This window comes from Algoriphagus sp. (assembly GCF_024642405.1).
In the GTDB taxonomy this organism is placed as follows: domain Bacteria; phylum Bacteroidota; class Bacteroidia; order Cytophagales; family Cyclobacteriaceae; genus Algoriphagus.
The window spans coordinates 1-23,198 of sequence record NZ_JAHEBC010000032.1 but is presented as its reverse complement, the minus strand read 5'-3'; the positions used below and the strand labels follow the sequence as shown (position 1 = coordinate 23,198).

The 23,198-nt window shown below is 35.0% G+C and carries 16 protein-coding genes, 1 tRNA gene and 1 pseudogene; 6 read left to right on the top strand and 12 right to left on the bottom strand.

The annotated features are described in order from the left end of the window. A pseudogene (locus Q0L68_RS04560) lies at positions 1-324 on the top strand (hypothetical protein); the annotation flags it as partial. 71 nt (positions 325-395) lie between these two features. Here the strand turns inward: Q0L68_RS04560 and Q0L68_RS04555 are convergent. Further along, a complete protein-coding gene (locus Q0L68_RS04555) occupies positions 396-2,930 on the bottom strand; it encodes a phosphoenolpyruvate carboxylase (RefSeq protein ID WP_296699999.1) in 2,535 nt (844 codons plus the stop codon). Between the two features lie 243 nt (positions 2,931-3,173). On the opposite strand from Q0L68_RS04555, the gene Q0L68_RS04550 reads away from it, so the two are divergent. Next, entirely contained in the window at positions 3,174-4,241 is a 1,068-nt protein-coding gene (locus Q0L68_RS04550) for a lactonase family protein (RefSeq protein WP_296699996.1), read from the top strand. Here the strand turns inward: Q0L68_RS04550 and Q0L68_RS04545 are convergent. Beyond that, positions 4,238-5,320 carry an o-succinylbenzoate synthase gene (locus tag Q0L68_RS04545; RefSeq protein WP_296699993.1) on the bottom strand — a complete coding sequence of 361 codons (1,083 nt, stop codon included), beginning with the start codon at positions 5,318-5,320 and terminating at the stop codon, positions 4,238-4,240. The two genes, Q0L68_RS04550 and Q0L68_RS04545, sit on opposite strands and share 4 nt — an antisense overlap. A 71-nt stretch (positions 5,321-5,391) precedes the next feature. On the opposite strand from Q0L68_RS04545, the gene Q0L68_RS04540 reads away from it, so the two are divergent. Together Q0L68_RS04540 and Q0L68_RS04535 are read left to right on the top strand one after the other, a co-directional pair. Beyond that, entirely contained in the window at positions 5,392-6,603 is a 1,212-nt protein-coding gene (locus Q0L68_RS04540) for an S-adenosylmethionine:tRNA ribosyltransferase-isomerase (RefSeq protein ID WP_296699990.1), read from the top strand. Positions 6,604-6,660: 57 nt separating this feature from the next. After that, positions 6,661-8,187 (top strand): hypothetical protein, encoded by a 1,527-nt coding sequence (locus Q0L68_RS04535; protein WP_296699988.1) that lies wholly within the window; start codon positions 6,661-6,663, stop codon positions 8,185-8,187. On the opposite strand, the gene Q0L68_RS04530 is transcribed toward Q0L68_RS04535, so the two are convergent. Beyond that, entirely contained in the window at positions 8,184-8,801 is a 618-nt protein-coding gene (locus Q0L68_RS04530) for a hypothetical protein (RefSeq protein WP_296699985.1), read from the bottom strand. The genes Q0L68_RS04535 and Q0L68_RS04530 overlap by 4 nt on opposite strands. Before the next feature lie 329 nt (positions 8,802-9,130). Next, on the bottom strand, positions 9,131-9,382 hold the full coding sequence (locus Q0L68_RS04525; protein ID WP_296699982.1) for a hypothetical protein: 252 nt from the start codon (positions 9,380-9,382) through the stop codon (positions 9,131-9,133). A gap of 353 nt (positions 9,383-9,735) precedes the next feature. On the opposite strand from Q0L68_RS04525, the gene Q0L68_RS04520 reads away from it, so the two are divergent. Then, positions 9,736-9,824, top strand: a tRNA-Ser gene (locus Q0L68_RS04520). Positions 9,825-9,895: 71 nt separating this feature from the next. On the opposite strand, the gene Q0L68_RS04515 is transcribed toward Q0L68_RS04520, so the two are convergent. The 3 genes from Q0L68_RS04515 to Q0L68_RS04505 form a co-directional block, all read right to left on the bottom strand. Continuing rightward, positions 9,896-15,238 carry a CHAT domain-containing protein gene (locus Q0L68_RS04515; protein WP_296699979.1) on the bottom strand — a complete coding sequence of 1,781 codons (5,343 nt, stop codon included), beginning with the start codon at positions 15,236-15,238 and terminating at the stop codon, positions 9,896-9,898. Between the two features lie 249 nt (positions 15,239-15,487). Beyond that, positions 15,488-16,876, bottom strand: coding sequence for an MATE family efflux transporter (locus Q0L68_RS04510; protein ID WP_296699976.1), 1,389 nt, complete (start codon positions 16,874-16,876; stop codon positions 15,488-15,490). Between the two features lie 135 nt (positions 16,877-17,011). Next, positions 17,012-18,655 carry a sulfatase gene (locus tag Q0L68_RS04505; protein WP_296699972.1) on the bottom strand — a complete coding sequence of 548 codons (1,644 nt, stop codon included), beginning with the start codon at positions 18,653-18,655 and terminating at the stop codon, positions 17,012-17,014. Between the two features lie 217 nt (positions 18,656-18,872). Between Q0L68_RS04505 and Q0L68_RS04500 the strand changes: the two genes are divergently transcribed. Continuing rightward, positions 18,873-19,601, top strand: a complete 729-nt coding sequence (locus tag Q0L68_RS04500; protein ID WP_296699969.1) for a DUF4397 domain-containing protein — start codon at positions 18,873-18,875, stop codon at positions 19,599-19,601. Between the two features lie 61 nt (positions 19,602-19,662). On the opposite strand, the gene Q0L68_RS04495 is transcribed toward Q0L68_RS04500, so the two are convergent. The 5 genes from Q0L68_RS04495 to Q0L68_RS04475 form a co-directional block, all read right to left on the bottom strand. Further along, a complete protein-coding gene (locus Q0L68_RS04495) occupies positions 19,663-20,040 on the bottom strand; it encodes a VOC family protein (protein WP_296699966.1) in 378 nt (125 codons plus the stop codon). A gap of 147 nt (positions 20,041-20,187) precedes the next feature. Beyond that, positions 20,188-21,543, bottom strand: a complete 1,356-nt coding sequence (locus tag Q0L68_RS04490) for a hypothetical protein (protein ID WP_296699965.1) — start codon at positions 21,541-21,543, stop codon at positions 20,188-20,190. Beyond that, positions 21,530-22,078, bottom strand: coding sequence for an RNA polymerase sigma factor (locus tag Q0L68_RS04485; protein ID WP_296699962.1), 549 nt, complete (start codon positions 22,076-22,078; stop codon positions 21,530-21,532). Before Q0L68_RS04485 ends, Q0L68_RS04490 begins: the two co-directional genes overlap by 14 nt. Position 22,079: 1 nt before the next feature. Continuing rightward, positions 22,080-22,346, bottom strand: a complete 267-nt coding sequence (locus Q0L68_RS04480) for a hypothetical protein (protein WP_296699960.1) — start codon at positions 22,344-22,346, stop codon at positions 22,080-22,082. 59 nt (positions 22,347-22,405) lie between these two features. Beyond that, positions 22,406-23,198, bottom strand: a 793-nt coding sequence (locus Q0L68_RS04475) for a hypothetical protein (RefSeq protein ID WP_296699957.1), incomplete at its 5' end; no start/stop codon positions are given.

Below are 23,198 nucleotides of genomic sequence, written 5' to 3'. Positions count from 1 at the left end.
ACAGTTGCCCTACTAGATCAGACTTCCGAAACCAGATATGTACCTGGTACTACCATGTACTCTCCAATGGGTTATGGTGGATATTATGGCAGATTCTATGGGTATTATTCTTACTACAATCCAGTTATGTATGATCCTGGTTATTATGCTACTGATAAAAAGTATTATTTAGAAATGAACCTATATGATGCCAATACAGAACAATTGGTTTGGTCAGCACAATCTGAAACTACCAATCCTTCTACCATTGAAACATTCTCTAGATCATTTTCTGAATTGGTCGTAAACCAGTTGATCAAAGACGGATTAATTTCGAATAAATAATATTCTATTTACATAACCAGAAAAGCCCCGAATTCGGGGCTTTTCTGGTTTTAATCTATTCTGTTGATACATCAGGCAGCATTTCTTGCAGCATTAATAATTCCAAACATACTTCTTAGAATCAGTTTTTGTAGTAATTCTGAACTTTCCCCTGTTTCTAACATACTTTGAATCGCATACTGTTGAATTGTAATCAAAGGCAAAACAATTTTTTCACGAATAGCAATCGACCTTTTACTGACTTGGTTATCCCCCATCAGCTCATCCATATCAGACACAATCTTTAGCTTTTCTATGGATTTATTGTATTCAGAAAACATAATCTCCCAGAACTCACCGTATGATTTATCTTCTTTCAAATAGGAAGTAGCTGGATAAAAGCATTTATTTAAGGACTGCATAGAATTACCAAGTAGCGTTCTGAAAAACAAGCTATTTTGGTAAAGTTGCTTGACTTCATCTAACCTACCCTCTTTTTCTATTTTCTCGATAGCAGTTCCAACTCCATAAAACCCAGGAATATTTTGCTTCATCTGTGCCCAACTACCTACAAATGGAATAGCTCGAAGATCTTCAAACTTCAATCCACCTCCCTTTCCTCTCTTTAAAGGTCTGGAACCGATATTTGTCATCCCAAAATATTTCAAAGGCGTCACGTGTTCCAAATAGGGAACAAATTTTGGATGATTTTTGAAATCTTTATAAGACCCATAAGCTTTATCCGCCAGTTCTTGTATTAAATTTCTTTGCTCTAGATTAAGATTATTTTCAGAATCAGAATATAAATGGTTTTCCAATCCTGCACTGAGCAACTGTTCAAAATTGTAAGTACAAGAGGCTTGTTTTCCATAATTCGCAGAAATTGTTTGCCCTTGAATTGTTACCTGTATTTCTGAATTTTCTACTTTCTCCCCAAGGGAAGCATAAAAATTATGCATGTTTCCTCCACCTCTTGCAGGAGGGCCTCCTCTACCGTCAAAGAAGACTACCTCAATATTATTCTCCCTAGAAACTCTTGTTAGTTCTTCTTTTGCTCTTAGAATTGACCAATTTGCTTGTAAATAGCCACCATCTTTAGTCCCATCAGAAAAGCCCAGCATAATCGTTTGCTTATTTCCCCTGCTTGCCAAATGGTTTTTATATTCCGGCAAATTATATAGACTTGTCATAATTTCAGGCGCTTCTGCTAAATCGTCTATAGTTTCAAATAGAGGAACTATATCCAATGGAAGAGTTTCTTTATTCTCCCCAACAATGAGTTTGGCAAGCTTATATACTTCCAACAAATGTTTTCTTGATTGACAATTTGAAATTATATATCGATGAAGCGCTTCTTCTCCATTTGCGTTTTGAACTTGACCTATTATCCCAAACGTCTGAAGCATTTCTTTATGGAAGTCATCTTTTATCTCAGATAAAGCCGGTAAATTTTCAATTCCCAGAATCTGTTCGATTTGCTCATCTTCAGTTTTTCCCCAGTTGATTCCTTTAACGGCAAAAATCTCTTCCCAAAGACTATCATGTTTTCTACTATCCTGTCTTGCATCCATATAGGCAAAATGGAATCCGAATATTTTGACTTTTAGAATAAACTGGTCCAATAAGTCAAGAAACATTCCTTTGTGATATTTGATCAATGATTCTCTTACCTCAAAAAGGTCATCCAATAATTGCTCCTTGGAGGTATAAACAGACTTCTCTTCAAATAAAGTCGAAAAAATAGCTCTCTCGATTTGCAACACTTTTTCCTCTACATGTTTGAAAGTCAATCGTCTTTTTAGCTTTCTGAGATCCCGGTAATAACACCTAAGTATCCACTTTTGCAATCTTTCGGCAACTTTAACAGTCGTTTCATGGGTAACAAAAGGGTTTCCATCTCTATCCCCACCTGGCCAAAATCCAATTTTTAATAATCCAGAATTTTCCCAACTGTGGAGCGGAATCTCAAGGGTAGAAAGTAATCTGATGACGATATCAGAAATACTTTGATAAAAAACGTTTTCCAAATACCAAATTAAACTAACCGCTTCTTCATAAGGACTTGGCTTTTCCCTATTGATGAACCCTGTCTTTCCCAATTGTTTTAGCAATTGATCAATTTGCCCTATATCATCTTTCCTGATCGCATTTTCCAAATCAGTAATAATCCCTAAGACACTTCCGGGATAAAATTGTGTGGGGTGAGCAGTAAGTGTAAGTCTGACAGAAAAATTCTTCAACTTTTCAATCAAGGCCTCACGTTTATGATCATTATCTGCTCTATTGATCAAAGCTTTTATTGATCCTTTTCCACTGAGGTCATTTATTTTCTCGTAAGCAGCATCCTCTATCGAATCAAATAATACGACTTGTCTTTCGACATACTGTATCATTTTAAAAAGAAGATTATTCTGATCCGTTTTAGAATTTCCTGACATCATTTCTTCAAAAAACCCGTGGATGATTTCTTTTGGAGTTAAGCCAGATTGAAATCCCTTTTGACAGGCAGTTCCTAAAATCGGAAGCAAGGTTCCTGTTCGGTAAATATCGTCGAATGGAAGATCTAAAAATAAACTGTTATAAATAGTAAATCGCTTAGCGACTTCGGTATCATAGGTTTTATACATCAGGGCTTAATTTATTGAGTATTCTAAATTAAATAAAATTCCAAGTTTTAACCAATTATTTGCCTATTCAATAATAAAAAAGGATAATCATTTAATTTTTTATAGCTTTTTGAAAAAATATTAATAATTAAGACAATAAAGTGAGATTGAATAATTTTCTATCTTACTACTATGAAATCTTCCACCCTAATAATCCTCTTTTTGTCTATAATATTTTCCTGTAAAAAGCCAACGGAAGCAACTATGAGCCAGAAAAGTGAATCTTACACATTTATAGTAGGCACATATACAGACTCTTTGGAACAGGGAATAAACTTATTAAAATTCAATCCAGATGCAAATCTATTTGAAGTGAAACTTTTGGCCCCAGATGTCCAGAACCCTTCCTTTGTTTTAGCTAGTAAAGATGGGAAGCAAGTTTATGCATTGGAGGAATCTGCAGGATTGGGAGGTGGAGATGTTATAAGTTTTCATTTAAATCTTGAGGCAGATTCCTTAGAACTTATCGACAAAGTATCTTCTTATGGTGATCACCCTTGTTATTTAGGTTTGTCCCCAAGTGGAACTTTACTCGCAGTGGGGAATTATTCGGGAGGAAATTTGAGCATCTATGAGGTGAACCCGAATGGGAAGCTGACCCATAAACAAACTATTCAGCATTATGGTAAAAGTATCAACCCAGCCAGACAAGAAGGCCCTCATGTTCATAGTACAGTATTCAATCCTTCTGGTGATAGATTACTCGTGGCAGATTTAGGGACAGATAAAATCTATAATTATAAAGTAAATCCCAATGATCCCGAGCCACTTGAATTAATCGAGGAGTACTCACTTACACCAGGAGACGGACCAAGACATCTTACCTTTTCTTCGGATGGCCAAACCATTTTTCTTGTACAGGAAATGGCTGCTATGCTCGAAATCTATGACTTTGAAAATGATATTTTCACATTGAAACAAAGGCTTTCATTATTAGATGAGAATTTTTCAGGGCCTGTTGGAGCTGCAGAAGTTAGGCTATCGCTAGACGAAAAAAATGTATATGTCTCAAACAGAGGTGATGCCAATACCATATCAGTTTTCCGAAAAAATAATTTAGGGGAATTTCAACGAATTCAAAATATTAATTCAGGTGGGATTATGCCTCGAAATTTCAATTTAACCGAGGATGGAAAGTATTTATTAGCCGCGCATCAGGCAAGTAATGATATCGTTGTTTTTGAAAGAAATAGTGAGGATGGCACCTTAAAATTGACTGATTGGCGAGTTGAGCTTAACAAACCGGTTTATCTTTTCCAATTAACAGATTAAGAAGGCTCCTCCCAAATTATTTTGGGATCATACTGAATTTGACCCTTGCTAACCTTTAGTGGTGAGTTTAAGTTGTTATGGAATAATTTCCCTGTTCCTAAACCTTGAGGAAGTGTTGGTTTGTATTGACTAGTTAATTGACAAATAGAATTCAACCCAATATTACTTTCCAAAGCTGATGTCATCCACCATCCAATTCCTCGACTAACTGCTTCAGATATCCATTCGCGGGTTTCCTTTATTCCACCAAGTAAACTTGGTTTTAGGATAATAAATTGAGGCTTGATTTGATCCAATAACTCTCCCTTTTTCATCACTCCTATCAATTCCTCATCTAAAGCAATTGGTAATTTTGTTTTGGAACAAAGGCTTTTCATTTCCTTTATTTGTCCCTTCGCAATGGGTTGTTCTATACTATGAAGTGAGAATTTCTGAAGTGACTCTAATTTTTCTGACGCCTCCCCTGATGAAAAAGCCCCATTAGCATCAACTCTTAAGGTAATTTCATTAGAAGAAAATTTAGATCGAATGTATTTGAGCAATTCCAACTCCTTTTTAAAGTCAATCGCTCCAATCTTCATTTTGATGCAATTGAAACCTTCCTTTAATTTTTCATCAATTTGCTTTTTCATGAAATCTTCATCCCCCATCCATATCAGTCCGTTAATTGGCATCGGTTTTTGTTCATCAATAAAATCATTTTCTAAAATCTTTTTCTTTCCACCATTTTTTAAATCCAAGAGAGCGGTCTCTACCCCAAAACGAATACTTGGCAATTCAAATGGCACTAAATTGGAAACTTGATTCAAAATTACTTCTTCATTCATTTCCCAATTTTCATTTTCTAATTCCTTAAGTTGATTCTCCAAAACTATTTCAAAATCAGGTCTATCATCAACACTTAAGTTAACCAGGGGAGCTGCTTCCCCCCAGCCAATTATTTTAGGACTATGATCCTCAAATGCTTGAATCCAATAAACTACCTTAGTTTTTAAAATACCTCTGGAAGTACCTGCGTCAAAACGGAAAATCAGGTTTCTTTTGATATAACTAAAACGTATTCTTTTATTGACTGACATGGTTATTGATGAATTTGAATCTATAATTCTTCTTTCAAGAGCTATATTTGCGGGCGAACTAGTAAAGAGTTATGAATATCCCAAAAATCGATTTAAAGGCCTACGAATATACATTACCGGAAGAGAGAATCGCCAAATTTCCACTTGAAAAACGAGACTCTTCTAAATTACTTCACTATAAAAATCAAGATATTGAACATTTCATTTTCTCTGATATCAAAAAGCTTTTACCTTCTGACTGTTTATTGGTTTACAATAACACAAAAGTAATTCCTGCTAGATTAATTTTTCAAAGAGAAACAGGGGCTAGAATTGAGATTTTCTTGCTACAGCCTATTTCACCAACTTCAGTTATCCCTGAAATAATGCTTGCTAAACACCCTGTCGTTTGGGAAACTATGATAGGAAACGCAAAAAAATGGAAGGATGAGGAGATATTAAGGGGAACAGTCAAGGTAGAAAACCAGGAAGTCATTATTTCTGCAAAATTGTTGGATAAAGAAAAAAGGCAAGTTGAATTCTCATGGAACAATAATGAAATAGCTTTTGTGGATCTTGTGGAAGCATGTGGCGAGGTACCATTACCTCCCTATTTAAACAGAAAGCCTACCGAAGAAGATAAATCAAGATATCAGACCGTTTACTCAGAGAAAGAGGGGGCAGTAGCAGCACCAACTGCGGGGCTACATTTTACTGATGAAATTTTAGAAAAGCTAAAGGAGAAGGGGGTTCAAACGGAACATGTCACCTTACACGTAAGTGCTGGTACATTCCAACCCATCAAATCAGAAACTATTTCTGAACACCCGATGCATAGTGAGCAGATTCATATTGAAATTGGATCTATCAGGAACCTCATTAAACACATGGGAAAGATTGTCGCAGTGGGAACCACCTCCATAAGGACTTTAGAAAGCTTATATTGGTATGGAGTAATGTTATTGAGAAATGAAGGTGAAGAATTCCTCGTTTCAAAGTTATATCCTTACGGAAATTTTGAAGAATTACCAGATTTCAGAACATCATTCCGGGCTATTGTCGATAAAATGGAAGAAAAGGGAATTAATAGTTTGATTGGCTCAACTGAAATTTTCATTTTCCCAGGCTATAAATTTAAAGTCGTTAAAGCTTTGATAACGAATTTTCATCAACCCGGCTCCACTTTGATCCTTTTGATTGCTTCAATTCTTGGTGATAAGTGGAAAGATGTCTATAATGAAGCTCTAGCAAATAATTACCGTTTTCTGAGTTACGGTGATAGTAGTTTACTATGGATAGAATAACTTTCAGATGAAATTACTAGAAATGGGAATATTTACTTTTATTCGTCGGTTTTGAAAATGAAGAAATATATTTTTTTGATCTTTTTGGTTCTAGTTTCTTATTCTTGTCAGGAAAATGAAAAACCTAGAGCAGGTTTTGGAGAGGTTTCCATTACGGGAGTTCAACTAATAAATGGAACTCCCTCAATTGAAAATGAGAATACTTGGATTCACCAATTTGATAATTCTCTTGATCTTAACTTTATTAATGAGGAAGGTCAATCTTTTCAATTAACCATTAATCCTAATGACTTTTCTAAGCCGTATACAATTGAATTGGCTTTTGGCAACTACACTTTCTCGGGAGAGCAGTTTGCGGGAGATATTTCTGAATATTTGCCAATAAAAATAGAAGGTTCTTTCAATCTAAGTCAGGAAAAACAAACTATAAACCTACCTGCTAATACTGAATACGGCCTAATAACTATATCTCAAAGTCAAACATCTCAAAAGCCAATATTCATTTCAGATCCGTCTTCCATTTTTTTTGAAAAGGAAAATGTGTTTTATAGTTACGGGAAAGATGGTTTCAAAACTTCGGTTGAAATTAGTATTGATGCTCCAAGTAATAAATTTAAAACAATTACTCAATTCACTAGATTTCAACATCTTGCAAAACAAATAGTTAAAAAAGATGAATCAGCAACTGATAATTTTGAATTGGTTGATTTTATAATTTTAAAAGAGACAATCCTTCTGGATCAAGATAATAAGCCATTAAATTTAATGCCCTCAATTATAGATGAACTTGACATATCTATGAATGAAAGTTCCGGCCTGGCATACATTGAAAATAGGCTTTTTTCAATAAACGATGAAGACAACAGTGCCAAAATCCAAGAGGTTGATCCTTTAAACGGTAGTTTGATCAGAGAAATAGTTGTTGAAAATGCAATTAATTCAGATTGGGAAGACCTAGCTCAAAGTGATACTCACCTATTTATAGGTGATTTTGGAAACAATAGAGGAACTAGGAAGAATTTAAATATCCTAAAAATATCAATTCAAGATCTCTTAAGTTCGAGTTCTGTAGAAGCAGAGAAAATAGAATTTTCCTTTGCAGACCAGTTTGATTTCTCCGGCTCAGTGGAAACAAACAACTTTGATTGTGAAAGCTTTTTCTTTTTAGACAATCAACTGCATCTATTCACTAAAAACTGGGAAAATAATAAAACCAGGCATTATCTAGTACAACTTGATAAGCCACTTCAAGAAATCTTACCCATAGAGGAATTTGATAGTAAAGGCTTGATCACAGGGGCTGACATCAGTCATGACGGAAAGAATATTGTTCTTTTAGGATATGAAAATATTGGAATAGCATCTAGATCCTTCATCTGGTTAATCTCCGAGTTTTCAGGAAATGAATTCTTTAGTGGGACAAAAAGAAAAACATTGCTTGGAAGTCCTTCAATTCTTTCTCAGACAGAAGGCATTATTTTTAGAAATCACTCAGAAATTTTTATATCCGGGGAAAAAATTAATTTTTCAGGATTAGAAATTCCTTCCAAATTATCTGAAATAAACCTTGCAGGCTTATTTTAATTGAAAATACTCATCTTTTTTGCATTGGATTTAATGACGTCGTCAAGTTCTTTTGCCAATGGTTTTAAATAAGAAAAATACTTTTGGTTCTCTTCATCCAACTGATCTTCATCCATTAATTCCAACAAACCTAATATAGAAGAAAGAGGAGATCTTAAAATATGGGAAGGTCTTATTGCCAGTTCTCTAAGCTTTTCATTTTCCTCTTGAATTTGGATCATTTTCTTTTCGATTGAGGAAATATCGATTATCTGAACTAATGCAGTTATATTCTCAGGATACAAGTTATTCACTTGCTTAATATTTACTTTCCATAGTCCAAATTCACCAGTTTGAGCATCATGGCGAAATTCAAAATCAGAGGATTCTTTTTTTAACAGACAGTTTTTTACTTTTTCAACTAGAATAGAAAAGTTAGAAGAATCAGCCTTAAATTTAAAGCTATCCCCTTCAGAAAAAGGTTTTCCCCTCCAAGCTTTGGATAAATTTCTTCCTTCCAAGTTCAGCTGTATCACCTTCATTTTTCGGTCAATTAACCAAACTGACCCTGACAATGCTGAGAGCTGTGTTAAGCTAAAAGGTTTAAAAGATGGAATAGTAGCTGCTTCTTTCATTTTCTTAAATAGTAGAGTTCATTCAAATCATTTTAAATCTTGCACACAAAAGACAAGATCGGTAGATTGAATTCAATCTCGATTTCCCAATTGTTGGTTCCTTTTTCAGATTTAATCACTAATTAAGAAGTGTTGGGTGATAACTTCTTAGGGTTGATGATCGAAATATTGAAAAAAATTTTTAATAAAAAAAAGACAAGAATTTAAAATTAAATACTTGAAAATTTAATAATTCAAATAAATATTCTTTAAAACCATTAAAAAGTAAGTACATAACTAAAAAATGCTTTTCATTACTGAAAAGCATTTAGAAAAATTTTTAAAATATTTTAGTCAATAAAATTTAGTTGTTTGAAATCCGGATATTCTATCTCTTTTACCATCAAAATCAATGCATTAGCAAATTCTTGCTTGCAGGTACAAACCTCAAATGGAAACTCTGAATCTGTAGTTTGAACAATCTCGCAGGAACCAAAAAGCCTTTGTAATTCTTCTTTAGAATTGGTTTTGATTTTTACACAATCGGATTTTGATAGGTTTCTCTCAATCAAAAAATCACCATTAATGGTTTGAATTAACATAAAATCAGTTAGTTATCCCCAGGTTTTAAAACCATATTTCCAAAAAATTTTATTAGAACTTGATATTTATTGAAAATATGGAAACGTAACTTAAAAATTATTTCTTTTGATTACCAGTATTTTAAAGAAATTATAGTCCGGAATTGATTTCTAAAGGCATTTATCTTGTAATAATCTTAGCAATTGATTTATATTTGCAACGCCTAAAAGAAATGCGAAACCGGTATTCGTTTTTTGAATTTTAGTTTCATTTTCTCTTTGGAATAGTCATACTAAGTTTTGGGTGAGTGGCTTATCCACGATAGCTATCGGGACAGCAGTTTGCTTAAACTTAGAATTAGATTAAAGATTATAGAGAGTTGGGTGAGTGGCTTAAACCAGCAGTTTGCTAAACTGTCGTACGGGTCAAACCGTACCGGGGGTTCGAATCCCCCACTCTCTGCTCCAAAGCCCTAAAACCGATGATTTTAGGGCTTTATTTTTGTTTAATTCTAAAGACTATGAAGCTTCTCTTTAGATTTTAACTTTTAGATTTTTCATTAATCCCGTGATGCTCGCTAACATCTCATTTGCCTGTTTAACCTCAATTTTAGAGAGAACAGAACAAATAATTTCTAGATTTTCAATTTCCGCAACTTTATGACCTCTATTTCCAGCTATTTTCCAAATCATTTCATAGAGCTTCTGGATTTCAGAAATTTCGACTTCAGAACTTCCTATTAAGAATTGAGTTAATTTCAGGGTTACCTCATTTGTCATAGTCCAAAAATCCTTTACACTGTTACTATTATTGGAATATTTCTCTATCAATTCATTGATAGCTTTTCTTGCTTTCAAAGGTAGGCTTCCTAAACTAGTTTTTCCTTCACTTAATAATTTTAACCTTAATAAGATCAACCAGTTTGTCAAGGGATATGGATTCTTAAATCCGCTGATATCTGAGGCTTTTTCATAATATGCCACTGCCTCCGATAGAGCGGTCTGATATTCTTTAGAGGACATTTGTAGAAGAACATACATTTTCCTTTTGTATGTACTTCCTAATAAGCTTAACCTTTCTGTGCTCTCCCCTAACTGAATTAATGCTTTAAGATCCGAAATAACCTCATCTAGCAATTTTATGGTATTAGATCCTTTTTCATCCTCCTCTAAATAATTTTTGACAGCAAGCTTAGCTCTTACATTGCAGTATTGCTCAATGGATTTGACTGAAAAATTGGATTTCTCTCTTCCCATTAATTTCTTATAGCAATTACAAGACCTTGAATACTCATTTAGTCCATAATAAATGGAGGCAGCCAATTCCAAAATTTTGTCATTTTCTATTCCTAGCTTTTCAACCGAAGCCTCCAACTGGATCATATGTTTAAGTACATATTCTTGTTCGTAATTATTTGCTTCCATTTGCTGACTCAAATTCTGCAATTCTATCTCCACTTCTTCAATCACTAAAATCCCGGTATCGTTGGAGTTACCTTTTCTGTCATTTATCAATTTGTAAAAAGGATCACCATAACATTGAAATGCTCCCCAGGTATTGGTTCTTCTACCATACTCCTCATAAATCTTCTTCCTTGATTGCTTAACAGCCTCACCGAATCCATCTCCAGCAAACATGTTTTTATAGAAATGTCTTGCGAACTCAAGAGCAGCAGTATCATCTACTGCCCAGCCTGCTACGATTACTGCTCTTGCACCATTATTAATGAGTTGAGTTCCAATGTTTGCCGCAAATTTATTTTTTTGCTGACTGTTTAGTTCAGAATCTTTATCCATCTGCCCCAAATAACAACAATTGACAAATATCAATTCTGCGGTTTCACTCATACCTGCAATCTGTCCAGGTGTCAAAAATGAGTCGTTCCCTATCACCATTCCTGTAGATTTTTTAGGACCATAGTTAAAGACCCCATGCCCGGCAAGGTGAATGATTTTATGATTTCTTGAGAAGAGTTTTAAGAAAATTTCTGAGGCAGTACTACTAATTAAACTTTGGGTAACAAATCCCTCTTCTTTTAAGAGACTCGCAACTAGTTCAGCCTCTTTTCTTGCTCCTGGTAGTTGAGAAAAGAAGTTATCAAGTTGTGGATCACCTACGATTAAAGCAGTATTCTCATTTACCCTTGAAATTTTTTCCCTAAAATTTCCTGTTGCAAGCTGGCGAACCATCCCAGAGTGAATACACAATGGCACTGAATCAACATCCTCCTGAATCATTTCCCAAGGATATTCAGCAGAAGCAATATCTAAAACCCAAGAAATATTATTCTGACGTTTCAATTCCTCTTTAAAACTAAGAGGGATTAATAGTTCAAACATAGTCTTCGCAATCTCAGGAGAATATCTGTTCTTCATGGTCATATCCTTGAGTAAAATTGCCAAAGTCTTATTGTTTGACTCTACCTCTTCTACTTTTTCACTAGCCCCACTAGTGGCTACTGACATCCTGAATTTTTCCACTTCATCCTCTATATCTTCACAAACTGTAATTCTGGTCCACCAATCAGAAGAATTATCATAAGGGATTCTCCATCTCCTGCCAATCTTAGAGGTCAATCCTTTTCCATTAAATACAATATTAAACTCTCTGCTATCACTGGATTGTAATTTTTGAACAGTCCTAAGAATAGAAAGTGCTCTATCATTATAAAGCTCAATTATTTCTATCTCATCAACACCTTTAATTTTACCGTTATAGAAATTCCTAATATTCCGGTTTGCCCTTTGAACTCCTAAAAAAATCGCTCGAATAGAACTGTCAGTAGATAAACCTCCATAAGAATTAGCTATTGCGATTACAGATATTCCAATAGTCTCCTGATTTGAACTATTTTCTGCTTGATTCCTTATCGTTAAATATCTTGAAACTCCCTTTTCTATGGAAATCATGAGTTGATAAGCAGAAAGCTCACCAGGTACCCCTAAGCCCACAATAATTCCTCCTTGGAAAGTCGTCCCCAAGTTTTTATCTGCCATTACAATTTGGTTACTTCCAATAGGCCCTGGGTAAAGTCCCATTCGAAGCAATCTACTCAACTCCCCATTTAGTTGTTTATCAATTGCTTTTTCTGTGGTAAGGATCGAATCATACTCAAAATGACCCGCTAACAATGGGAATTTGGCATATTTTAAGTCTCCATGGCTAACGCTGACACGTATTGGTTTCTCTACAGTCCATTTCTCTTCACCTTTATCAATGCCGATCAAAGTATTTAAAACATTTTCCTGGCTGATATCAAATACTTCAGTTTCTGAGGCTTCAAAATCTTTTTCGTCACCTCTGACACTTGGAAGACTATTTTGAAGTTTCGTGGTACTTCCAAAGATCAAGAGGTCTTCAATTGCTGCAAATAGCTTACTGTCTTTTGAAAGTCCACCATGAGTAACATTGCAATAATAATATTGGCCAGATTTCTTTATACTTTCAGGAATTCCAGATGCCCAAGTCACACTTTCATCTCCCGCATTTGTCCCATAGAAGATTAGTTCGCCATCTTTAATATCAAGATTTGAAATCGTGAAATTTTTCTTACTACTTTGTCCGGCTATATAACAAATGTTGCTATAGTCTATAGAATCTGACTTTTGGAGTACAACTTCCTGATGCTGACCAAATTCCTCTAAAATTTTCTTCGATGGGATTGGCCATGACTCATCACCTGCAGCAGCCCTCAGTTTTTCCCATAAATTCCTATCCGAGAAATCATGTCGACTGTTTTTACCTATGGGAAGAAGATTCAAAATCCCAGGAAAATCGCAGAAAACATTCAATAAGTCTTTGGTAGAATGTCGAATATCAATCTTCCCTAAAAGTCGGATAATACTGTCTTTTCCAAAAAGCACATAAGGAATTCTATAGGAACCTCCCAGCGGGGAACCCAGAAAAACAGCCCTAAAACCAGTAGAAGAATTAAGTTGTTCCCAAGTTTTAGAGTGGTAAAGTATAAAGTCTCTGACCAGAACACCTCCCATACTGTGGGCTACAATTTTGATTGGTTGCTTATATTCTAAAAGGCTTGATATTTTAATATTTAATAATTCGGCACTCTTCTTTAGGGGAATTCTCCAGTCAAATTGAAAAGTCACTACATCATAGGTTTTCTCTAAGTTTTCACCTAAATCTTCATAAGAAGTAGCTATTAATGAATCAGCTTCTATTTTCTCTGATTCACCTCCTTGATATTTCAATTGTGCCAAATCCCCTTTCAAGAATCTGATATAATTGATCCAAAGCATCTTATCATCCCGCAGATTGGAGCCCATAATACCTGGAAGTATTATAGCAATTGGACGATCTCCAGTAACTTTATCACGTTTGTAAACTCCCCCCTCTAAACCTAATGCTCCTCTTTCAACACTGCTTGTTTTAACTTGGGTAATGAACCCTTCTGGGACTTGCCCAACCTCTGATTCAAATGCATCAATGATTGCTTTTAAAGTCCTGGAAGTAGAAAAATATTTAAAATGATCTATTTGACCACTTTTTTCGATCAAGATTGAAACATTTCCTGGCTTTCTAATCGCACCCCATTTCATACTTTCAGTATCAACAACGAGGTCATTTTTGTCAAGAAAGAAAAACTTCCCAACCAAAACCACTAAACTTTTAAACTTAAAACTCAATTCGCTACTCCCGCCTACTACGAATAAGGGTGATTCTATTTCAATTCCTGACCCTTGGTAGTTCAATGCTTTGATAAAGGGGGACTTGGGGTTCATTGCCTCCAATCCAGGCAGCACATCCACATCATCTTTACAGGCTACTGCCTCCATGATCGTTTCTTTGAAAGCTATATAAATAGGATTTCCAGCTTGACCAGTTGCCAATCCTATTAGGTTGAAAGAAACGTTTAGAAAAATATTAAGTCGTTTCGAGGCAAGCGTTGTACCATTGGCCGGACAAGCCACTCTTACCATTTTTCGGATTTTGATGTTTTTGGATTCTACCAAATCCTCCAACTTTTTAATTACTTCAATATCTCTATCCCGCTCATTCTCTAGAAATACTGCCTTCTCTATGGAATCAAAACCATACAGTTCGGGTGAATCACTACGATCCGGAAATTCCTTAACTTTTGAGCAGAACCTTGCAAAAACATCTGCTACTAATCCACCTCTTGAATGACTCAGAAGATCTAATTCGATTCCGTTTGGAAGTTGACTAATCAACTCAAGAACATTTTCAAGCGGACTAGTTGTTAAGGTCCTATGTTGAAAAGCTAAAATTTGATTTCCTCCGTATCCTTTCACAAAAGAATTCCATTCATCTGAATCTTTTAAATCTCCAAATGAACTTTTGGTAGAAGATCCTGTCCCATGCAAAAACAAGAGATGTCTCTTAGAAACATCCAAGTCCTTAGCTGCTTCCAATTCAAAATCTGGTAAGCAACGACAAAGTATTCCGTATTTTACTTTTTCAAAATCATTCCCAAGAAAGGCAAGTTGCTTGTTTTCAAGCTTAAAAGCCATTTCCCTCATTTTAGGCCGAATCACTTTTTTCTTGACAAAGATCTTTATCAATTTTATTCCAACCTTTTTGAAAACACCTCTTTCTAGCTCGTCAGAACTAATTTCATTCGGTAAAAAAAGTTCATCTTCTCCCCCAGATCGCTTAAAATCATCTGGAAAAACATCGCTAAGTGTTTCCCTATCTCCTATCCAAATACTATCATCATCAAATTCGAATTCAATGATCTTATCATCATCAAGATCGATGGTTTGTTCTTCCACATCTCCTCTAGTAGGATTAAAAACTGTAAAAGCCTGATCCAAACCATATAATTCAAATCCATTATCTTCCCCTTTCAAGAATGGTAAATGATCGTTCCCTTTGAGTTTGATTTTTAAAGTAGCCATGATAAAAATTGAAATGTTAAATTCTAGAACCTATCCTTTTATGGATCCTGTTTAAGCAGTAAAACTGGGTTTCCGCCAGAAAATTGAACTGAGATGAGAAAAAATCATCTATTTGGTCAAAAACCGATTGATTAAAATTCAATCCAAAAACTTCATACAAATTATGATTAATTGTTTGGAAAAAAATTATAAATCCCAAATAATCTGATAACGACGAGCTTGATTAAGCACAAAATTAAAATTATCTTTTTAGCCTAATCCTTGTTCTAGCCAAATTTTTCGATTTCGAATCGTTCTAAGCTTCCAATGACCAGTTTTATAGTAAATAAAAGCAACTGCAGCTGCTACAAAATTGGAAATTGGAAACGCCCACCAAATCCCTTCAAAACCCAATTCTGTTTTGGAAGAAAGAATAAAAGCCACAGGAAAACGGATCATCCACATACTAAAAACGGAGATTAACATAGAGGCTTGCGTAAACCTCGCTCCATTGAATACTCCGTTCAAAACCTGTTGAACTCCTAATAATCCAAAACTCGGCGCCATAATCCTGATAAACTTGGCTCCATCTTGGATTACTTGAGGATCATTTGGAACAAAAAAACGTGTGAGAGTCTCGGCAAAGGCAAATAAAATAAGTCCAATGGCGCTTAATCCAAAAAATGCGATTTTACTACTTAGATCACCGATTTTCTGCGCACGTTTTATTTTTGATGCCCCGATATTCTGTCCGACCAAAGCAGTTGTAGCAATGGCAAAACCTAGAGCTGGTACAATTACCAAACTTAGGATTCGGGCTCCTATTCCATAGGCTGCCACTACCTCACTTCCAAAACTTGTAACCAACATCACCATAACGGTCATTGCCGCAGCGCGAGAAGATTGTTCTAAACTCGATGGTATTCCTAATGAAAAAAGACGTTTAACCCATTCCAATTTAGGTTTCATCTCTATAAGGCTTATTTTAATCCCTCTTTTTCCGACAAAGAGAATACCAATTCCAACTATTGCAGAAAGTCCTTGGGTAATAACACTGGCAATTGCGGCACCTGCCACTCCATACCCAGGAATCGATCCATATCCAAAAATAAAAAGTGGATCCAGAACCAGATTAAGAAATACTGTACCAAGTACTATATACATTGGAAGCATCACATTCCCAATCCCGCGCATTAAGGACTGAAACAAAAAAAACATGAATAAGAAAACAAAGCCCCATGAAGAAACCTGAAAATAAGTTACTGAATCATTGAGTATTTCAGGACCTGCACCAATTAGGCTCATCATTGGCTTTGCTCCAAAAAAACCAATTATTGCTAGGAAAACAGAAATCAAAAAAACTACTATGAATGTTTGGGAAGCGGAAAAATTGATCATTTTTTGATCTCCTGCTCCTTTATATTGAGAAACTATTACTGTTCCTGCAAGAGTTAATCCTGCTCCAAGAGATAAAATGAAAAATAATATCGGAAAGCTGATACTAACGGCAGCAACAGCATTTGCCCCTAATCTTCCAAGCCAAAACGTATCTATCAATTGGTAAGCTGTCTGTAAAATATTGGCCATAATGATTGGCCAAGCAAGAGAAGTCAAAGAATTTAGGATTTTACCTTCAAGTAAACTTTGATTTTTTTGCATAAGCTTATGAGCGCCTTTTCATAAATACTATACAACAATCATAAAAGCAGAAAAAGAATTCCAATGCATCCCAATTTTGAAAGAAAGCCAAAAAAATATCTATTTATTTAATAAATGAAGAAGTTTAGACTAGGTCTACTTTTTTTCGATCTGTATATCTCCTCCTTGACTTTCCATCATTTGATAGGTTTTTATCTTAGAAAGGTCTTGAAAATCAGATTCTTCAACCCATCCAAAATTCACTTCTTCCCCATTTAAATAGCGTTCATAAAAATTTACCCCACTTTTATCCGCATAGGGATAACTTTCCAATAGGTCTCCCTTGCCTAACATCCTGGGATCTCCTTGAGAGGTTAGCTTCGAAATTAATTCCATTCTCATTTGATCAATCTTGTCTTGATATTCAATTTCTTGAGCCAAATTCCTCATACAATCGGGATCAGTTTTAATATCATAGAGTTCCTCTTCCTCTCTTTTACCAAAAGACCAATTCCAATATTTAAAAGTTTCTGGGTAATAAATACTATTTAAAATAACAGTTTTAGTGGCACCTCCATCTGTATTGAGATACCCGGTCTCTGGATTTCCAGCTGGCCACCTTTCACTTTTGAAATTTTTTAAGTACAACATTCCATCCTTTACCAAACCACGAATCGGGTATCCTACATCCTCGGGTCTCCCAATATCATGTCTTTCTTTGCCAATTAAAACACTATTAGCCTCTTCTAACACAAGTCCTTCTCGATCAGAAAACAATAAATCTGTAAGACTTTTACCAGTAATCTCTGCCATTCCTGAGGATTCATGAGAAATTCCAGCTATTTCTAAAAACGTAGGTGCAAAATCAATAAAACTCACTAAATCCTCAATTTTTCTCCCCACTGACATAATTGCTTTTGGCCACATGACTGCAAGGGGAAGATGATTTGAATATTCATATTCCTGTCCTTTTATGCGCGGAAATGGCATTCCATTATCAGAAGTGACAACGATCAATGTATTCTCTAAATCACCTGAAGCTTCTAAATGATCTAGCATTTTCCCCAATTGGGTATCGAAATATTCTATTTCAAAAGCATAATCCAAAAGATCTGTCCTAACAGAGTCTACCTTTGGCCAAAAATCAAAAATATCATCTTCTTTGATGTCACTGATTTTCTTACCTCCTTTTGCTATCCCTGATCCATATTCATAGGCTCGATGAGGTTCTAAACCTCCATACCAAAAAAAGAAAGGTTCTCCATCTTTTCGATCTTGAAGAAAAGATTCGAAATTTGCAGCATAATCTACATTGCTAATTTGTGGTGTTGGAGGAGTAAGTTTTATTTCACTATAATTATTAACAAGCAGGTTTCTTGGACTTCCGTCTTCATTTTTAGCTATTCCCGGCGCCCAACCTTTACCAGTAAACCCTACATGATACCCATTTTCTGAAAGTGATTCTGCAACAGATTTAAATTTCGAAGGAAAATAAGCCCAGTGATTTACAGCTTCTTCCAGTTGCCAGGAGTTTCTACCCGTCAAAATATTCGATCTCGAAGGTCCGCATTTGGCATTTGGGGTGTAAGCATTTTGAAACAGGATTCCTTGAGCAGCAATTCTATCAAAATTAGGGGTCTTAACCCAATCACATCCATAAGCTCCCATATGTAAATAGGTAACGTCGTCCATTATTGCAAATAGGATATTGGGCCGCTGAAGTTCTTCTTGATTTTGACTGCAGGAATAAATAAAAAATAGTAAAAGGAATGAAATTGAATTTAAAGCAAAATTCCTCATTAGAATAATTGAATGATAAAAGCCATTAATCTTTTGAAATTACCTTAGCTAGGTATTTAATCCAAACTACTATAAAAACCCAGAAAAAATAAATCTAACAACTGCTTAAAATTTACTCAAAGAATTATTACTCCAAAATTGAAAAAATATCGTTTTGATTGAAGCGTTTGGCTTTTTGTAGCCGTCACAGTTGTGAAAAATTAATTTACCCACTACTATGATTTACACAGTAAAAAACTGGTCTTTAAAAAAATTGAGATCTTTGTTTACCCTTTCATTAATTGGAGCTACTATCTTTTTGACTAGTTGCTTTGATGATGAAAACACTATGCCTTTACCCCCTGCCGCCTATGTTCTAGTTTACCAAGGTTCTCCTGATGCTCCTGATATGGACATTTATGCTAACCAAAACAAGATCAATAATTTTCCCGTCAAATACACCGATGGGATCAGTTATGGGCCTTTCTATATAGGAGAAAGAACTTTCAGGTTTACCTCTGTCAATTCCTTAAGTGTGATTTTAGAAAAGAATTTTATGGTTAAGGCAGACAGTGTTTATTCAATTTTTGTTTTGAATAATGTAGACCAAATTGATGCTGTTATGGTACAAGATGAATGGGAGGACCCAATTGCAGATGAAGCTCAAATACGTTTGGTGAATTTATCTCCTGATGCTGGTAAGGTTTCACTTGAGGTTTCAGGGATAGAATCAGCTTTCACGGATGATTTAGAATTCGGTTCGGCAAGTGATTTTGATGGTATTTCAAATGGCATCTATGACCTTACCATTAAATCACAAAGCAGCGGCGAAGTCCTTGTTACTGCTAATAACATTGAATTAAAAGGCAATCGGGTCTATACGCTTATTTTGAGAGGATTGGAATCCAGCTCGGACAATAACAAAAAACTAGATTTGCAGCTAATTACGAATTATACCAACTATTAATACCTAAATGATTTAAGAAAAATCCCGAGGTTTTACTTTGGGATTTTTTTTGGCCCAATTCCTAAATATCCTCAAGAATTGATAAAATATTTCCTGCAGGATCCTTAAACCAGGCAATCAGTGGGCCAGAATTTCTACAAATCCCTTTTTCATCTGTTTTAATAGGATCTTGATATTGTTCAAAAACGATACCCTTTTCAATTAATTTATCCACAGCCTCCTCTACGTTTTTCACAGGAAAATTTAGAACAGTAAATGTCGCGGGTTTATGATTTGTCTTAGGATAAATCATGATTTGATTATCATCTGGAAACTTAAGACAAAGAATCCCCATAGGTAATTTCTCTACCTCTATTCCCAAAATCTCACGATAAAAAATTTTAGCATCGTGCAAATCATCCACAGAGAAGCCCCCGAAAGCCTTAGTATTGGTAAACATAAATTGAAATGATTAGAATGTTAAACTAAACAGGATTCAGGGTCTATTGATAGCTTCTAATTTCAGAAAAATAAAACAAAATAAAAGGGTTTCAAGACGTAAAATTCTTGAAACCCTTTTTGTAACTCCTAAAATTGAGGACTTCTATTACTTTTCTGAACCTCCAAAATTTAGTTTTAAGCTCGCACCAAACATCCCGAAACTATCACCAAAACCAGATATGGTCCTAAGCTGATGATTATAAAAAGGCATGACCATATAGTTCACCTTTTCAGATTCTAAAACCCTGATATTTACACCAAAATTTACGGTAGCAAAAGGGTAAAATCTGGAATCATCACTGGTCAAAACCTGTGTTTGGGAAACAGCTTTACTCGCCAAAGCAAAGGAGCTATTGGCATCAGCTGAATTATTTACTGCAACTTGCTCATTTACTGTTGTAACCTGTTCTGCATTTCGATTGACAGCATATAGATTGGAGAACCCGGCCTGAACAGAAATAGAATTATTTCTGGTAACAGGATATTTAAAAAATACGGGAAGCTCCAATTGAACCTGTTGAATATCCTGCTTCTGAACTTGAGAGGTTCGGTATCCAGCAATTGTAACAGGCATTTGTGTTTCATTTTGCTGGTTCAGGTAATTTACTCCAAACCCAGAACCAAGTGTCAATTTCCCCGGAAGGTCTATGTTCAATAACATTCCTATACCCAAACTTGAGGCTGTAGTCGTATTATTATTTTGCTGAAAAGAGCCAAATCCTGGCGAAAGACCCATTCCAAGATATACTTTGGTTTGCTCTTTCGGTATTTCTGGAAATTCTTCTTCTTTGTTTAAGTTTATAGTGTTTTCATCTATAGCACTATTTTTTTCAATTTCTTTCTCTGAATTATTGAGCGAAAGATTGAAGCTTTCCTTACTACTTATTAAACTGGAAGAATTAATAGGATTCTCTTGAATGGATTTTTCTTTTTCAGGAATTAACACTGCTAAAGACTCCTTCATAGCAAGTTCACTATTGATCTCCTTTTCCTGATTCTTTACTTCAGAATCTATTGCAATCAGCTTACTATCTCTTGAAATTGACTCGGGTTCTATTTGACCTTCTGTTAATGCTATGCTTTTAGATTTCCTTACCTCTTCCAGAGTTTTTGGGATGCTCTCTTCAAGCTCTTCACTTTCTTTGATTTCAATACTTTTTTCATTTTGATTTTCATCAATTGAATTTATAGGATTTGAAAGTTCTTCGACATTTGCTAGAGCTGGAACATTACCTTTCTCCGGTAACAGGTCATTTTGTTCAATAAATACTTGAGAAATACCAAATAGTAATAGCAGAGATGCTGCTACAGCAACAGCCCAATAAGTGATAGTTCTACGCTTTCTAGCCTTCCTTATTTTTTGAAAGTTTTCCCAAGCTCCTAATTCATAGGGAGTTTGACCTTCTTCCAAATGTTTTTTCAGGGAAGAAGCGATCCATTTATCCGACTTATCTTCCTTCATATTCTTTTAGATGTGTGTTAATCAATTGGCGGAGTCTTACCTTTGCCCGGGTTAAATAAACCCGGGAAGAACCTTCTGTGATCCCCATTTTATCAGCGATTTCCTTATGACTATATCCTTCAACCTCATAGAGATTGAAAACTAATTTGTGGTCCTCCGGCAATTGGTTTATTAATTTGATTATATCTTCAAAGCCCAAACTTGATAGCGCATTAATTTCTACTTCATTTGGAATATCTATTTCCAGGTCAGAATGATTCTGGTATTTCTTATTTTTTCTATAATAGTCTATTGCTGTATTTACAGTTATTCTTCTAAGCCAAGCTTTAACCGTTTGAAAACTTTCAACCTTTTTGATGGAAGCAAAAAATTTCAAAAAGGAATCGTTTGTGATTTCTAAGGCTAAATCTCTTTCCTTAGAATAGGACAGACTTATCCCCATGACATAGCCATAGTATTTTTTATAGAAGATTTCCTCATGTTTTGCTGAACGCCGTTTGCAACCGGCTATCAACTCCTCTTCCGTATAGTTCAATTCAATACGTTATTACTTTGCCAATTACAAGTGACAGATTTAATTTACTATTAACCTTTCGTCTGACTGAGAATAATTCATCTTTTTCCAAATCTGAATATTCTATACGGTGAAAATTCAAAAGATGATACTTGCCTGAATCTTCATATGCCAATAATTCATTTTTCCCAAGCTGACATTTCTCTTCAATATTACATATACTTTGCTCTTGCTCTCCTGTTAAGCCAAAGAAGAAAAGTACTAATGTAAGTTTTAGAAAAGTTTTCATCACGGTTTTTCAACCATTACGAGCAAGAATCGAAAAGCGCTACAAGAGAACTAAAAAAATCAATAATTTAATCTTGGCTCTAACCACAATAATCCAAAAAGAAGTAGAAAAATAGAAAGCCAGAACCAATCGGAGATGCCTGTAATTTCTGTTTCACCTCCAGCTTCTTCTTGGATCATATTTTGACTCTTAAAAAAATTTGAAATAGCTAACTGAGAATGAATAGGTTTTAATTCATTTTCACCATAAACATAGATTTCTAAAGAGTCTGCTATAGTCTTCCATCCTGATTCTTGACTTGAGAAATTTGCAAATTTTGTATTCGGGTTAATTATGTCCTGTTGAAAGAAAATAGAATCTCCATCGAAAATTATTGCCTTAGATTCTGAATTAATGCCATTGTAATAGACCTTATTAACTTGATTTGAGAAAACAGGAGCATCATATTTCCAATTTTCTAATTCATTGGGAGAAATTTCACTGAGAATTTCATCCCAAATTCTCTCATAGGCTATCGTATCACCACTTAGATATTTTGGAAATGTTTGACTGAACAAACTCATTCCAACCTTCAAATTTCCAAGATTTTCGACGGCAATTGAATTATCAAATATCAACTTTTGACCTGCCTTTGGAACAAACGAGTAAGGCAAAACCTCAATTCCTGATTCCAACAATCTAAATTCATCAGAAGAACTTCTATTGATTTGAAAACTTGTCCCGAATAATTCATTTAATTCTTTGATCTCAATTTCTGGATTTTGAGAGTTCATCATTAAAACAGAAACAACTCCTGAGTTAAGTTCTTCTTTCGTTCTTTTAGTTTTTAGCTGACTTAAATCCCCTATCAGC